Source organism: Brevibacterium linens ATCC 9172, from assembly GCF_900169165.1.
GTDB classification, from domain to species: Bacteria; Actinomycetota; Actinomycetes; order Actinomycetales; family Brevibacteriaceae; genus Brevibacterium; species Brevibacterium linens.
In genome coordinates, this window is sequence record NZ_FXYY01000001.1 from 137,856 (window position 1) to 151,186 (window position 13,331).

The 13,331-nt window shown below is 66.5% G+C and carries 12 protein-coding genes; 6 read left to right on the plus strand and 6 right to left on the minus strand.

Going from position 1 to position 13,331, the window contains the following annotated elements:
- Positions 1–50: 50 nt before the first annotated feature.
- The gene (dxs, locus tag BLIN9172_RS00595) at positions 51–1,991 is read left to right on the plus strand and encodes a 1-deoxy-D-xylulose-5-phosphate synthase (protein ID WP_101553391.1); all 1,941 of its coding nucleotides are present in this window, start codon (positions 51–53) and stop codon (positions 1,989–1,991) included.
- Positions 1,992–2,051: 60 nt separating this feature from the next.
- Here dxs and BLIN9172_RS00600 read toward each other — a convergent pair whose 3' ends face one another.
- Together BLIN9172_RS00600 and BLIN9172_RS00605 are read right to left on the minus strand one after the other, a co-directional pair.
- Complete coding sequence (locus BLIN9172_RS00600; protein WP_240811946.1) at positions 2,052–3,203, minus strand: HRDC domain-containing protein; 1,152 nt, start codon at positions 3,201–3,203, stop codon at positions 2,052–2,054.
- A gap of 17 nt (positions 3,204–3,220) precedes the next feature.
- Entirely contained in the window at positions 3,221–3,835 is a 615-nt protein-coding gene (locus BLIN9172_RS00605; RefSeq protein ID WP_025780724.1) for a DUF3000 domain-containing protein, read from the minus strand.
- A 168-nt stretch (positions 3,836–4,003) separates the two neighbouring features.
- Between BLIN9172_RS00605 and hemE the strand changes: the two genes are divergently transcribed.
- The 3 genes from hemE to hemQ are packed head-to-tail and all read left to right on the plus strand — an operon-like array spanning position 4,004 to position 7,203.
- The gene (gene hemE, locus BLIN9172_RS00610) at positions 4,004–5,050 is read left to right on the plus strand and encodes a uroporphyrinogen decarboxylase (protein WP_101553393.1); all 1,047 of its coding nucleotides are present in this window, start codon (positions 4,004–4,006) and stop codon (positions 5,048–5,050) included.
- Between the two features lie 4 nt (positions 5,051–5,054).
- Positions 5,055–6,470 (plus strand): protoporphyrinogen oxidase, encoded by a 1,416-nt coding sequence (gene hemG / locus BLIN9172_RS00615; RefSeq protein WP_101553394.1) that lies wholly within the window; start codon positions 5,055–5,057, stop codon positions 6,468–6,470.
- 22 nt (positions 6,471–6,492) lie between these two features.
- Positions 6,493–7,203 (plus strand): hydrogen peroxide-dependent heme synthase, encoded by a 711-nt coding sequence (gene hemQ, locus BLIN9172_RS00620; protein WP_101553395.1) that lies wholly within the window; start codon positions 6,493–6,495, stop codon positions 7,201–7,203.
- A 146-nt stretch (positions 7,204–7,349) separates the two neighbouring features.
- On the opposite strand, the gene BLIN9172_RS00625 is transcribed toward hemQ, so the two are convergent.
- Positions 7,350–7,625: a hypothetical protein gene (locus tag BLIN9172_RS00625; protein WP_240811947.1), complete on the minus strand. Its 276-nt coding sequence runs from the start codon at positions 7,623–7,625 to the stop codon at positions 7,350–7,352.
- Positions 7,626–7,767: 142 nt separating this feature from the next.
- Here BLIN9172_RS00625 and BLIN9172_RS00630 point away from each other — a divergent pair, with 142 nt between their 5' ends.
- On the plus strand, positions 7,768–8,244 hold the full coding sequence (locus tag BLIN9172_RS00630) for a MarR family winged helix-turn-helix transcriptional regulator (protein ID WP_101553396.1): 477 nt from the start codon (positions 7,768–7,770) through the stop codon (positions 8,242–8,244).
- A gap of 4 nt (positions 8,245–8,248) precedes the next feature.
- On the opposite strand, the gene BLIN9172_RS00635 is transcribed toward BLIN9172_RS00630, so the two are convergent.
- Positions 8,249–8,791, minus strand: coding sequence for a GNAT family N-acetyltransferase (locus BLIN9172_RS00635; protein ID WP_240811948.1), 543 nt, complete (start codon positions 8,789–8,791; stop codon positions 8,249–8,251).
- Position 8,792: 1 nt separating this feature from the next.
- Positions 8,793–9,242 carry a peptide-methionine (R)-S-oxide reductase MsrB gene (gene msrB, locus BLIN9172_RS00640; protein WP_101553398.1) on the minus strand — a complete coding sequence of 150 codons (450 nt, stop codon included), beginning with the start codon at positions 9,240–9,242 and terminating at the stop codon, positions 8,793–8,795.
- Positions 9,243–9,398: 156 nt separating this feature from the next.
- Between msrB and BLIN9172_RS00645 the strand changes: the two genes are divergently transcribed.
- Positions 9,399–10,598, plus strand: a complete 1,200-nt coding sequence (locus BLIN9172_RS00645; protein ID WP_101553399.1) for an alpha/beta hydrolase family protein — start codon at positions 9,399–9,401, stop codon at positions 10,596–10,598.
- A gap of 21 nt (positions 10,599–10,619) precedes the next feature.
- Here the strand turns inward: BLIN9172_RS00645 and BLIN9172_RS00650 are convergent, their stop codons facing one another.
- Positions 10,620–13,325, minus strand: coding sequence for a penicillin acylase family protein (locus tag BLIN9172_RS00650; RefSeq protein WP_101553400.1), 2,706 nt, complete (start codon positions 13,323–13,325; stop codon positions 10,620–10,622).
- Positions 13,326–13,331 lie beyond the last annotated feature (6 nt).

Here is a 13,331-nt window from a genome sequence, read left to right on the forward strand (position 1 = left end):
TGGGGCGAATGGAATCTGTCCGCCGACGATGACGTCAGAACTGAGGCCGCATGACCTTTCTCGAATCCCTCGGCTCGCCGGCCGATCTGCGTCGACTCGACGCGTCGGAATGCGACGTGCTGGCCAAAGAGATCCGCGACTACCTCATCACGACCGTGTCCGGCACGGGCGGGCATCTGGGCCCCAACCTCGGCGTCGTCGAACTGACCATGGGCATCCACCGCACCTTCGACTCGCCGCGCGACACCATCATCTTCGACGTCGGCCACCAGACATATGTGCACAAGCTGCTCACCGGCCGCCGGGAGGAATTCGCCACCCTGCGGCAGCGTGACGGACTCTCCGGCTATCCGAGCCGGTCCGAGAGCGATCATGACGTCGTCGAGAACTCCCACGCCTCGGCCTCGCTGTCCTGGGCCGACGGCATCGCCAAGGCCCGTCAGCTGAAGGGTGAGGACGACCGCCACGTCGTCGCCGTCATCGGCGACGGAGCCCTGACCGGGGGAATGGCTTGGGAAGCGCTCAACACCATCGCCGCCGACACCTCCACCCCGCCGAGGCGGCTGGTCATCATCGTCAACGACAACGGCCGCTCCTATGCCCCGACCGTCGGTGGATTCGCCGCCCACCTCGACGAACTGCGCACCACCTCGAGCTACGAGAGGCTCCTGACCTGGGGCAAGGAGACACTGCGCCAATCCGGTCGACCCGGCCGCGCCGCCTACAGTGCCATCCACGGCGTCAAACGTGGGCTCAAGGACATGGTCAGCCCACCCGAGACCGGCATGTTCGACGAACTCGGCATCAAATACCTGGGCCCCGTCGACGGACACGATCAGTCCTCGGTCGACAAGGCCCTCCAGCTGGCCAAGCAGTTCGACGGCGGTCCCATCATCGTCCACATGATCACGCAGAAGGGCCACGGATTCGACCCGGCCCTCAACGATGACGCCGACCAATTCCACTCCGTCGGCGTCATCGACCCCGTCACCGGGAGATCGACACCGTCGAAATCGACATCATGGACCTCCGTGTTCGGCACCGAGATCTGCGAACTCGCCGAAGAGCGCGAGGACATCGTCGCCATCACCGCGGCCATGCTCCTGCCCGTGGGACTGGCGAAATTCGCCGAAGAGTTTCCCGACCGCGTCTTCGACGTCGGCATCGCCGAACAGCATGCGGTCGCCTCCGCCGCAGGCCTGTCCTACGGCGGACTCCACCCCGTCGTGTGCATCTACTCCACGTTCCTCTCCCGCGCCTTCGACCAGGTGCTCATGGACGTCGCCCTCCACCGCCAGGGCGTGACCTTCGTCCTCGACCGCGCCGGAATCACCGGCCCCGACGGAGCCAGCCACCACGGAATCTGGGACATCGCGATGCTGCGCGTCGTCCCCGGACTGCGCCTGGCCGCACCCCGCGACGCCGCCCGGCTGACCGAAGAGCTGCGCGAAGCCGTCACCGTCTCGGATGCCCCGACCGTGGTGAGATTTCCCCGCGGCAGCGTCGGGGCCGACATCCCCGCGCTGAGGCGGCTCGACGACGGCGTCGACATCCTCCGTGAAGAGCCGGCCGGGTCGAGGCCCCATGTGCTCATCGTCTCCGTCGGACCCTTCGCCACGTTGGCCGGGGACGTCGCCGACCGTCTGGGCGAGCAGGGACTGAGCGCGACGATCATCGATCCCAGATGGGTGCTGCCCGTGCCCGGATCCGTCGTCGACCTCGCCGCCGACCACAGCCTCGTGGCGGTCATCGAAGACGGGGTGAAGATCGGCGGTGTGGGTTCGCAGATCCAGCACGACCTGCGCGACGCCGATTCGCGGATCGGGGTGCTCGAGCTCGGCGTGCCCGATGAGTTCCTGCCGCAGGGAACACGCGACGAGATCCTCACCGAGGTGGGCCTCGACGTCGACACGATCGTGGCCGATATTCTCAGGGCCCTGCCCGCCGAGGTGGCCGATCGAGCCGACCAGAGTTCCCGCCGCGCGGTGTGAGTCCATGCCCTCAGGGGCGACGGAGGCCCGACGCTCGACCCGCGGAACTTGAGCGTGAGTTCAGGACTGGGGGAGTCCGGCCAAGGCCTTCTGCAGCACGGGAGCACTGAGCTCGACCTGCCAGGGCCGTGCCCCCGCCTCGGCGAGGTAATCCTCGACATCGACGTTCGACTCCGCAGCCAGCGATTTCACGATTGCCGGCTGGAGGAGAATATCGTGGGGGATGGTCAGCTCCTCGGAGAGCTGTGACATCTCGGACTTGAGAGCGGCCACCCGCTCCTTGAGTTCCGCTGGATTGAACTCGCTGCGCTTCGACCGTCCGCGCTCTGACCGTCCCGGCAGCTCGTCGGCGCCCAACCGGGATGCCTTGCGGTAGGCACGGAAGAGTCGGGCCGCCTGGGCGCGGGAGAGCCTGCGCCGCTGAGCCAGGATGTCATCGCTGGACTTCACCCCTGACTGAGCGAGGGCGACGAGCTCACGGTCGCGCAGGATCTTCGTGGGAGCCAGATCGGCCTCACGCGCCATGGAATCCCGGGCCTGCCAGAGCTCACGGACCCGGGCGATGTCGCGGCGTGACCTGATCTTCGACAGTCCGTGCGTGCGTCGCCACGGCTCATCGAAATGCTTCGGCGTGAAATCGAGCAGGTGGGTGAACTCCTGCTGCGCAAACTCCCACCGGTCGGAGTCGAGAAGCTGCTGGTGGAGGATATCGCGGATCGGCAGGAGCACTTCGACGTCGAGGGCGGCATAGTTCAGCCACTCCTTCGGCAGCGGACGTGTCGACCAATCGGCGGCCGAATGCTCCTTCGCCAGCCGCACACCCAGGGTGCGTTCGGCGACCGCGGCCAGACCGAACTTCTCCCACCCGAGCAGCCTCGCGGCCAGTTCGGTGTCGAACAGAGCGGCCGGGCGCATCCCGCGCTCCTGCAGGCACGGCAGGTCCTGCGTCACCGAATGGATGACCCACTCATCGGTTCCGAGGGCCGGGTTGAGGCCGCTGAGATCCCCGAGCGTCTCGGAATCGAGGAGGAAGGTGCCCGCACCCTCACGGCGCAGCTGAACGAGGAACGCGCGCTGACCGTATCTGATCCCGGACGCGCGTTCGGCATCGATGGCGACGGGACCCTGACCGGCGGCCAGACCGGCGATCGAGGAGGAGAGGTCCTCTGGGGTGTCGACGACGTCGGGAATGCCGTTCGCGGGTGTTTCCAAAAGCGGTAGTTCAGTTGTCATCGACGGCGCCCGGGCAGGGCTGTGACTCCTTCAGGAAGTGGTGGCAGTCCGGCGACTGTGCTGAGCAGATCGATCCAGGCCTCGAAGTGATTGCCGATCAGATCCGGCTCGTCAATCACGGGTGTCCATGAGGCGCGCAGCTCCAAGTCTATCGTGGCCGGGCGATCGGCCAAGGTGCCGAAGCTCTCGGACAGCACCCGAGTGGTCGTCCCACCGGCGGCGAGCACCTGGCAGTCGTTGGCGTCGAGGGCATCTTCGAGCCAGCTCCACGCGACGTGCCCGAGCATCGTCTCATTGCCGAGTTCGTGTTCGAGCTCGGCGCGGATATAGGAGACCACCCTGAACGACCCTTCCCATTCCTCCGGGGCGGCGGGATCGAAGAGGACGACGATGCGGCCGGTCGCGAGTTCGTCGATGGTCTCGCCGCTGGCCCGCAGGAACGTCTCATCGGCGCTGACCTCGGCCCCGAGAGCATAGGAGTAGGGGGCCAGTCTGGCCGGAGCGGGAATCTCGGAGATCGACACGTTGTTCGTGCTGCGCGCCTGACGCAGCACCGACGTCACGGCGGAGAACTCCGCCGGAATGCGATTGAGAGGTGAGGTATTGACCACAGTCGCCACGATAGATCAGCCATGCGGGCAGGGGAATCATCCACGCCGAGGCGGCCGGGGACAATCCGTCGGCCCGTGTCCTCGGCCGCATGCTGAGACGGCAAGACGAGCCGTCTTGAAACCGCAGCCGAGTGGGCATGAGCGATCGAAGAATGGGAAGATGACCCCATGACATCACCCCTGTTGGCCGCCCTGCGTTCGGAGCCGGTTTCACACACTCCCGTCTGGTTCATGCGGCAGGCCGGCCGCTCCCTGCCCGAGTACCGTAAGCTGCGCGAAGGCACACAGATGCTCGACGCCTGCCGCGACCCCGAGATGGTCTCCGAGATCACTCTCCAGCCGGTCCGCCGCCACGGCGTCGACGCGGCCATCTTCTTCTCCGATATCGTCGTCCCGCTCCAGGCCGCCGGTGTCGATGTGGAGATCGTTCCCGGCGTCGGGCCGGTCATCGCCTCCCCGGTGCGCTCCCGCGCCGATATCGACGCCCTGCCCGAACTCGACGCCGCCGATATCCCCGATATCGCCGAATCGGTCCAGCGGGTGACCGCCGAACTCGGCGAGGCCACCCCGCTCATCGGATTCGCCGGCGCTCCGTTCACGCTGGCCAGCTACCTCATCGAAGGCGGGCCGAGCAAGAACCACGAGAAGACGAAATCACTCATGGTCTCCGACCCCGAGGCGTTCTCGACGCTGCTGAACAAGCTTGCGCAGATGTCGGCGACCTTCATCGACGTGCAGCTGAACGCCGGTGCCAAGGCTTTCCAGCTCTTCGACTCCTGGGCCGGCTACCTCGCTCGGGAGGACTACGAGAACCAGGTCCTCGAACACTCGACCGAGGTCTTCGACGCACTGTCCGGACACGATGTGCCCAGCATCCATTTCGGCGTGCAGACCGGTGAGCTGCTCGGCTCCATGGCTCGTGCCGGGTCCACCGCCGTCGGCGTCGACTTCCGCGTCGACCTCGCCGATGCCGCGACGCGGGTCAACCCCGGTCAGGCGCTCCAGGGCAACCTCGACCCGGCCCTGCTCTTCGCCCCGTGGGAGGCGCTGGCCGCCCGCGTCGAGGCGATCGTGCGCACGGGACTCGAACTCGATCGCGGATTCGTCTTCAACCTCGGCCACGGGGTCCTGCCCGACACCGACCCCGAGGTGCCCGGTCGCGTCGTCGACCTCGTCCACCGCATCTCGGCAGAGATCCTCGGCGGCCGCGGCTGATCCGATGAGTGAGATCACCGTCGTCGGAGGAGGGATCTCCGGCCTCGTCGCCGCCTACCGGCTCTCCGGCGACCACCGAGTCACCGTGCTGGAAGCCGGCGACCGCCTCGGCGGCTGTCTGAAAGCAACCACGCTCGATGGTGCCGTGCCGGTGGGCATCGACACCGGAGCCGAAGCGAGTCTCAACCGTCGTCCGGAGACCAAGGGGCTGGCCGCCGAACTCGGCCTCCACTCCGTGTTCCCCTCGACTCAGCACAGTTCGCAGGTGCTCAGCAGGGGAGACCTGCACGCGATTCCCAAACGCACGATCATGGGGGTGCCCGCCGAGGCGTCCGAGGTCGAAGCCCTCATCGGCGCCGAGGCGGCCGCTCGCTTGGCGGCCGAACGGATCACCCCGCCGATCGAGGGTGATGACGTCTCACTCGGGGACTTCCTGTCCGCGCGCCTCGGCGGCGCCATCGTCGACGCACTCGTCGATCCTCTGCTCGGTGGGGTGTACGCAGGCCGCTGCCGGGACCTGTCCTTGGCCGAAACGGTGCCCGCACTGCTGCCCGCCGCGGTCGAGGGCACCTCGGTGCTCGATCTCGTCGCGCAGCTCCTGAACGCCCGCGACGCCAAGACCGCGTCGGCCGGGAGCCCGGAACCGGTGTTCATGAGCTTCGAAGGCGGAATCAACAGCCTCATCCCGGCCCTGCATCAGGCGATCGTGCTGGGCGGCGGGACGGTCCGCCTCGGTGCCGGTGTCACCGGGATCGACCGCGACGGTGAGAAGTGGATCGTCCGCGGTGAGGGGGGCGACATCGAATCCGATGGGCTCGTCCTCGCCACGCCCGCGCATGTGACCGCCGGGCTGCTGAGGCCGGTGGCCCCGGAATCGGCGGGTCGCCTCGGCGAGATTCCCTCTGCCTCCACTGCGCTGGTTGCCGCTCTCGTCGACCTCGGGGGAATCGAGCTGGAGGGGTCGGGGTTCCTCGTGCCCGCGACCGAGGGCACATTCATCAAGGCTTCGACATTCGTGTCGAACAAGTGGCCGTGGACGGCTGACCACATCCCCGCGGGGACGGCCCTGGTGCGGATGAGCATCGGACGCTTCGGCGACGGGCCCGAGGTGTGGAGCAGTCTGTCCGATGAGGAGATCATCCAACGAGCCTTCGCCGACTGGCAGACGATCACCTCCCGCCCGGAGTCGCAGCTGCTCGGTTCGGAAGTTCAGCGCTGGGACTCCGCACTGCCGCAGTACCTGCCCGGCCATGCCGGACGCATCGCCGCCGTCGACGCGGAGATCGCGGGCCTGCCCGGCCTCGAACTCGCCGGATCCGCCTTCGGCGGAGTCGGCATTCCCGCCTGCACTGCCCGCGCGGACGCAGCTGCCCAGAGACTGAACCGACCCGCCGATGACGACCGTGACACTTCAGAATGAAGATAAGACAGAAGGAGCAGATATGAGCGAATACACTCAGCCCACCGACGGCCAGATCGACGAAGCGAACGAGCAGACACGGTATATCGCCTACTCCGTCTTCGCGTCAGCGGCAGAGCTCGGCGATGCCGATCGCAGGGAACTCGCCGATGAGCTGCATGCGGCTCTGGCGCCCCTGGCCGAACGCGGCCTCGTCGTGCGCGGAATCTACGACGTCTCGGCTCTGCGCGCCGATGCCGACGTCATGTTCTGGTACCACGCCCCCGAGATCGAGGTCGTCCAGGCCGCGTACTCGGCGATCCGTCGCAGCCTCATCGGCGGAGTGCTCGAACCCGTCTGGTCCGTCGTCGGAATCCACCGTCCTGCGGAGTTCAACAAGGCACACTTGCCGGCTCTGCTGACCGATCCGGAACCCGGCGACTACATCTGCGTGTACCCGTTCGTGCGGTCATACGACTGGTACCTCCTCGACCCCGCCGAACGGGCGACGATGCTGCGCGACCACGGTATGGCCGCCGCCGGCTACAAGGACATCAAGGCGAACACGATCGCGTCCTTCGCTCTCGGCGACTACGAATGGCTGCTGGCCTTCGAAGCCGCCGAGCTCCACCGCATCGTCGACCTCATGCGCGACCTGCGCAACACCGAGGCGCGTCTGCACGTGCGTGAAGAGGTTCCGTTCTACACCGGACCGCGTCGCGAACTCGTCGACATCATCTCCGACTGGCGCTGACCGACCGTCGTTCGCCCCGCCGGGTCCGAGAGCGGGCCTGAGGCCGGCAGAATCTGTGGCAGCGAGAGGGCCGCCGCACCGATCCGGTGCGGCGGCCCTTCGCGTGGTCGGGGAGTGACCGGCGGCTATCTGCTGCCCTTCGTCGGCTACTTGCTGCCCTTCTTGACCACATAGGAGTGACCGTTGGCGTCGGTGCGCATCTGAAGCCCCATGGCATCGAGCTGCTGATGCCGCAGAGTCTCGTCCTCGAAGTATCCGCCCGGACGCGTGTTGTCGACCTGGGCCGGGCCGACGATCTTGCGGAAGAAGTTGTTGAGCCAGCCCACCCCACGCTGAGACCCCGGATACTGACCGCCCTTCCGCGCCGAACGGTCCTGCCTGCGTTCGGAACCATCGGCGGAAGGCTGCGAGGAGGACGACATAGAGGGGATCCTATCGACGTGGTGCCGCATGGGCTCGGACGGTCATACTTCATCAACAGTGTACACTAATCATTAGTGCACTAAGTAATTCCTGAAGAGGGTGCACGCCCTGTTTGCCGAGGCGGAGGATCGACGACGCACGATGCTGGAATCTCAACGTTCGACAGAGCAGCTGGACAATCCGCTCGCGCTCGAGGCCCAGATCTGCTTCGCACTGGCGGTGGCCTCTCGCGGGGTGATCGGTGCCTATCGGTCCGTGCTCGAACCGCTGGGCCTGACCCATCCGCAGTATCTGGTCATGCTCGCGCTGTGGCAGCGCGAGAGGCTGCCGGTGCGTGAGATCGCCCGGCTGCTGCGCCTCGAACCTGCCACTGTGTCTCCGCTGGTCAAACGCCTCGAAGCGCTGGACTATGTGACGAAGACGCGCAGTGGCAGCGACGAGCGGATCGTCGAGGTCACGCTCACCGCCACCGGCCGTGAGCTGCGCAGGACCGCCGAGGCGATTCCCGGGACGATGATGGCCAAGCTCGGCATGGACGTCGACGGAGTGCGCGAACTGCACGCGGTGATGCAGAAGATCATCGCCTCCGTCGACGCTGCGGCCGAGGCCGACGACTGAACGATCAGCCCGCCGGGCGCTCCATCGGGGTGTGTTCGATCCCGTCCTCGTCGAAGCGGGAACCATTCGGGACGAAGCCGAAGGACGAGTACAGCCGGCCGAGGTGCGACTGCGCATTGAGCGTCAGCGGTGTGGCCGACCAGGCGTCGACGATGTCGCCGAGCAGTCGCCGGCCCCAGCCCTGACCGCGGGCGTCGGGGTGGGTGGCAACGCGACTGATGCTGCGCGCCCCGGGCCGGGCGGCCGGTCCGTCGGGAACGTCTGCCGGAAGCAGCCGGGCGTAGGCCCATGGCGAGAGATCGCGTCCGTGCTCGGCACCGTGAGTGTCCGACATCGCTGTGGCCGGTCGCGGGTAGAAGAAGTGCAGCGTCTCCGGCAGGGTGTCGACTCCATCGGCGTCGAGGAAGACGCATTCCTGTTCGACGACGAAGGCGAGGGAGCGCAGCTGCAGGATTCCGTAGAGCTCTGCGGGCAGGAGCTGGTCGAAGGTCTTCACGACCGGTTCGGTCGCCTCGGTCGCCTCGGTGATGCGAGGAGCAGCTGTCACCTCAGCTGTCCGCAGCGTCGGTGTTGAGCTTGAGGGAGATCGAGTTGATGCAGTAGCGCTGGTCGGTGGGAGTGCCGTAGCCCTCGCCGGAGAAGACATGGCCCATGTGCGAATCGCAGTTCGCGCAGCGGACCTCGACGCGTTCCATACCCATTGAGGTGTCGCGGATGTAGCGGACCCGGTCTTCGGCCAGAGGCGCGTAGAACGACGGCCAGCCGCAGTGTGAGGCGAACTTCTTCTCCGACGGGAACAGGTCGGCTCCGCAGGCCCGACATTGGTACATCCCCGCTGCCGTCTCATCGTTGTACTCACCGGTGAAGGGGCGTTCGGTTCCGCCCTGGCGCAGCACTGCGAACTCCTCGGGCGTGAGCACGTCCTGCCAGCGGATCTCCTCGGCAGCGGCCCCCTCGTTCGTCGACGTTCCAGCGTTGATATCTGATGACTGAGTCATCGTGACCTCCGGTCTCTGTCCTTCACGGTGATTGCGGTGCGGGGGAGATGGTCTCCGCCCCTGGTGAGTGCAACCGCGAGCAGCACTCGCCCATTCCGCACAACAGCGTTTGGTGCCTGATCATTCCGTAGGCAACAATGAACACAGGAGGTTTTCATGGTCCGCGACACGAAGTTCCCCGCCCGCCTGCTTGCCGCCGGTATCGGCGTCGGCGCAGGACTCGGTGCCCTGATCTCTGTGGCGTCGTCGGGCTTGGCTGCCTACTTCGCCCGGAAGATCATCGTTCCGGAGAATGCGCCCGAAGAACTCGACATCCTGCACATCGACGGTTTCCCGCCGAATATGCGCATCCACCTGCCCGCCGATGAGGAGACCACGGTGCCCGGCACCTATGGGCTCTACTTCAATCAGGGCTCGGGACACGCGGTGATCGGCGACATCGTCGAATACGATCCGCGCTCGCGCACCGTCTCCCGGGAGATCCTGTCCGTCACCCGCGGTGATATCCGCCGGGCCTGGCGGGGACGCTGGACCGGCATCGTCTATCCCGATCCGATCGCGGCCGGCGTGAACTTCGAGGACATCGAGATCCGCTCCGATGCCGGGAGCCTGCCCGCATGGCTGCTGCCGACCGATCACCCGGAGCCGCAGGACACCTGGGCGATCCTCATCCACGGTCGTGGGAGCACCCGCGCCGAAGGCCTGCGTGCCGCCCCCGTGCTCAACACCCTCGGAGTGCCGGCGATCGCCATGTCCTACCGAAACGACGCCGAGGTGCGAGTGGAGACCACATCACGCTACGGACTCGGCGACACCGAATGGATCGACGTCGACGCGGCCATCGACTTCGCCGTCTCACACGGGGCGAAGAACATCGTGCTATTCGGCTGGTCGATGGGCGGTGCCATCGCCCTGCAGGCGGCCTCCCGCGGACGCAACCGCAGATTCGTGACCTCACTGGTCCTCGACGGGCCCGTCGTCGACTGGGTGAATGTGCTCGACGGGCAGGCGAAGAAGAACCTGCTGCCGACGCCGATCGCCAAACTCACACTCGAGATGATCACCCAGCCGTGGGCCCGTCCGATCACCGGGCTGGAGACCCCGCTCGACCTCGATCGCATGGACTGGGTGACCCGCGCCGCCGAACTCGATGTGCCCGTGCTGCTCATCCACTCCGATGACGACGAATTCGTCCCCTCCGGACCGTCTCACGCTCTGGCCGGGGTCAGGCGGGACCTGGTGACGATGCCCGCATACAGCAAGGCTCATCACACGAAGGAATGGAACATCGACCCGGTGCGCTGGGAAGACGATGTCGCGAACTTCCTCGAGGCGAAGATCCTGCCCAAGGACTGAGGCTCTGCCCTCACGGTGCCCTCACGGTTCGAGCGTGATCGTGTCCTCAGCCGCCGCGGCCACCGCCTGCTTCGAATACGGCCAAGGGCGATTGACATTGGCGGCCCAATCATTCGTCTGATCGTCGTAATGGCGGTGGAAGGCATGCCCGGATGCTCCCGTGAGGTTGATCCAGTTCGACGCGTCGAAGTTCGACAGATCGACCGTCTGACGCATCGACGGCACCCAGTTCGTCTCATAGCCGACCGAGGCGTCCCAGCCGGTGGCATGGACGACTCCCGAGCCGCCCGAGACCTCATAGGGGCCGCGGTTGAACAGCTTCTCCACCGGTGTGATCCCGGATTCGCCGAGGCTGGCGTTGCGGATCGTCAGCCGGTGCAGGATTCCCCACCGCCACGTCACGGGCTCCGGTCCCAGCAGGTCCTCCGTCTCCGCCCACGCCGTCTTCATGGCCTTGCGCAGAGCCTCGTCCCGACCTTCGACGCCCTTGCTCGTCCACCACGTCGAATCCGGATCTTCGAGCAGCTCCGCGAGCACGAGGTGCCACCGTGAACCGCCCGAGGGGGACACCCCGTCGGGCAGCTTCGAGCTGATCGTCTGCTCGAGCAGCGTCTTCGTGAGCACATTGAAGTAGGCGGCGCCCGCGCTGTTCGCGGAGTCGAAGCCGTTCCAGCTCTTCAGCAGCTTCTTCGCCTCGAGGATGTCCTCGTCACCATGGGAGTGGATCTTCACCGCTTCGGGGACGAGTTTCGCGGCGAACGGATTCTGGTCGTCGTCCTGGATCTCCGCCATGTCCATCGGCCGCAGCTTCCGGCCCTCGTCGACCGCGTCCTTGATGCGTTTTGTGATGCGTCGGGCACGATCTCCGTAGTCGAAGTCCCCGCCCAGCTGCACGGTCTCGCCGGGGGCGGCGACCGGGTTGTTCGCGGTGACGATCCATCCGCGATCGGGGTTGTACAGGTGTGGGAGGTCCTCGAAGTCGACCCAGCCCTGCCAATCCTCGTCGGATTTCCACCCGCGGCGGGGCACGGTGCCGTCGGCCTTGCCTCGGCGTGGGATCATCCCGGGGGCCTGATAGCCGATGTTCCCGGCGACATCGGCGTAGACGAGGTTCTGGGAGGGCACGTCGAACAGGGACGCCGCGTGCCGGAATTCCTGCCAGTTCGTGGCCTTGTTGATGGCGAACACCGCCGAGGCGGTCGTGCCCGGACGCAGAGCCGTCCAATCGAGGGCGAGACCATAGTGCTCCTCGGCCGGTCCCGACTTCGGGTCCTGCGAATCCACCCCGGTCGTCGCATCGAGTGCTTTGCGATACGTGCCGTCGAGCTTCGACACGAGTGGGCCGTTGCGGGTGGAGCGGATGGTGATCTCGCGCGGCTCCTCGCCCGCGACCTCGATCGTCTCCTTGCGCACCTGCAGCGGTTCGTCACCGTCGTCGTGGATGACCTTACCGTCGCGGATCTTCTCCACCACGAGGTCGGTGACATCTGCGCCGAGGTTCGTCAGTCCCCAGGCGATCGACTGGTTGTGGCCGATGACGACTCCCGGCAGTCCGGAGAAGGAGAAACCGGTGACGTCGAAGGGGCATTCGTCGGTGACCTTCTTGCATCGCAGTCCCACCTGGTACCACACCGAGGGCATCGCCGGGGCGAGGTGCGGGTCATTGGACAGCAGCGGTCGACCGGTGTTCGTGTGCTCCCCGGAGATCACCCACGAGTTCGACCCGATATCGTCGCTGTTCTGTCCCAGCATCGGCGGCAGCGATATGAGCGTATTCCGCAGTTCGAGGAGAGCAGCGGTCGGGACGGCCGCCTCGGTGGCGGTGTTCCCCGTTCGGGGTGCCTCGGTGACGGTGCCTCCGGCCCGTGCCTCATCGTCCCCCCGTGCACGGTCGCCGACTCGCGGCTTCTGTTCGACGTCGTCGCCGCTGCGGTCTTTCGGTGCCTTGTCGCCGGCTCTGCCGCCGAGGATCGTCGGACGCGTGGCATATGGGTAGTCCGGATAGAGGTCGCTCATCTGCTCGTCGGTGAGCTCCGAGCTGAGGATCGACCGGTCGATCTCGTCTTCGAGGTTCGATCGCAGATCCCAGGCCATGGCCTTGAGCCAGGCGACGCTGTCGACCGGGGTCCACTTCTCGACCTCGGTGCTGCCGGTCTCGAGGCCGAGGACGGCGTATTCGAGGGACAGCTCGGTGGGGGATTTGTCCTTGAGGTAGGCGTTGACCCCGTCCGCGTAGGCCTCGTAGTAGCCCAGACTCGTCTTGTCGAGCTTCTTCACCTCCTGCTCGGCGACCTTCCGCCAGCCGAGTGTGCGGATGAAGGTGTCGGTGCCCAGCTGGGATTCGCCGAAGAGTTCGGAGAGTCGTCCCGAGGTGACGTGTCGGCGGAAGTCCATCTCCCAGAACCGGTCCTGAGCGTGGACGTACCCCTGAGCCAGGAACAGGTCATGGGCGGTTTCGGCCTCGATGGTCGGCACACCCGATTCGTCACGGTGGACGGTGACCGGCGCGTCGAGCCCCGGCAGCGAGATCTCGCCGTCGGTGGTCGGGAAGGAGCGGCGGACGAGGAACAGCCCGACGAGGGCGAGGATGACAGCGAGGATCAGGACTCCGGCGATGATGCGCAGCAGCACACGAGCGCTGACCGACAGGGTGGATCCACTGGTTGGGCGGAGCACCTTGAGCAATGCGCTCGATTCGTTCTCATCCTGCGCATCGGGTGCCGCCATGAGTCT

Bases quoted from the DNA above. Each gene is read 5' to 3' on its own strand.
- BLIN9172_RS00630 (WP_101553396.1), top strand. From the start codon at position 7,768: ATGCTGGAATCTCAACGTTCGACAGAGCAGCTGGACAATCCGCTCGCG.
- BLIN9172_RS00625 (WP_240811947.1), bottom strand. From the start codon at position 7,625: ATGTCGTCCTCCTCGCAGCCTTCCGCCGATGGTTCCGAACGCAGGCAG.
- hemG (WP_101553394.1), top strand. From the start codon at position 5,055: ATGAGTGAGATCACCGTCGTCGGAGGAGGGATCTCCGGCCTCGTCGCC.
- BLIN9172_RS00645 (WP_101553399.1), top strand. From the start codon at position 9,399: ATGGTCCGCGACACGAAGTTCCCCGCCCGCCTGCTTGCCGCCGGTATC.
- BLIN9172_RS00650 (WP_101553400.1), bottom strand. From the start codon at position 13,325: ATGGCGGCACCCGATGCGCAGGATGAGAACGAATCGAGCGCATTGCTC.
- hemQ (WP_101553395.1), top strand. From the start codon at position 6,493: ATGAGCGAATACACTCAGCCCACCGACGGCCAGATCGACGAAGCGAAC.
- hemE (WP_101553393.1), top strand. From the start codon at position 4,004: ATGACATCACCCCTGTTGGCCGCCCTGCGTTCGGAGCCGGTTTCACAC.
- dxs (WP_101553391.1), top strand. From the start codon at position 51: ATGACCTTTCTCGAATCCCTCGGCTCGCCGGCCGATCTGCGTCGACTC.
- msrB (WP_101553398.1), bottom strand. From the start codon at position 9,242: ATGACTCAGTCATCAGATATCAACGCTGGAACGTCGACGAACGAGGGG.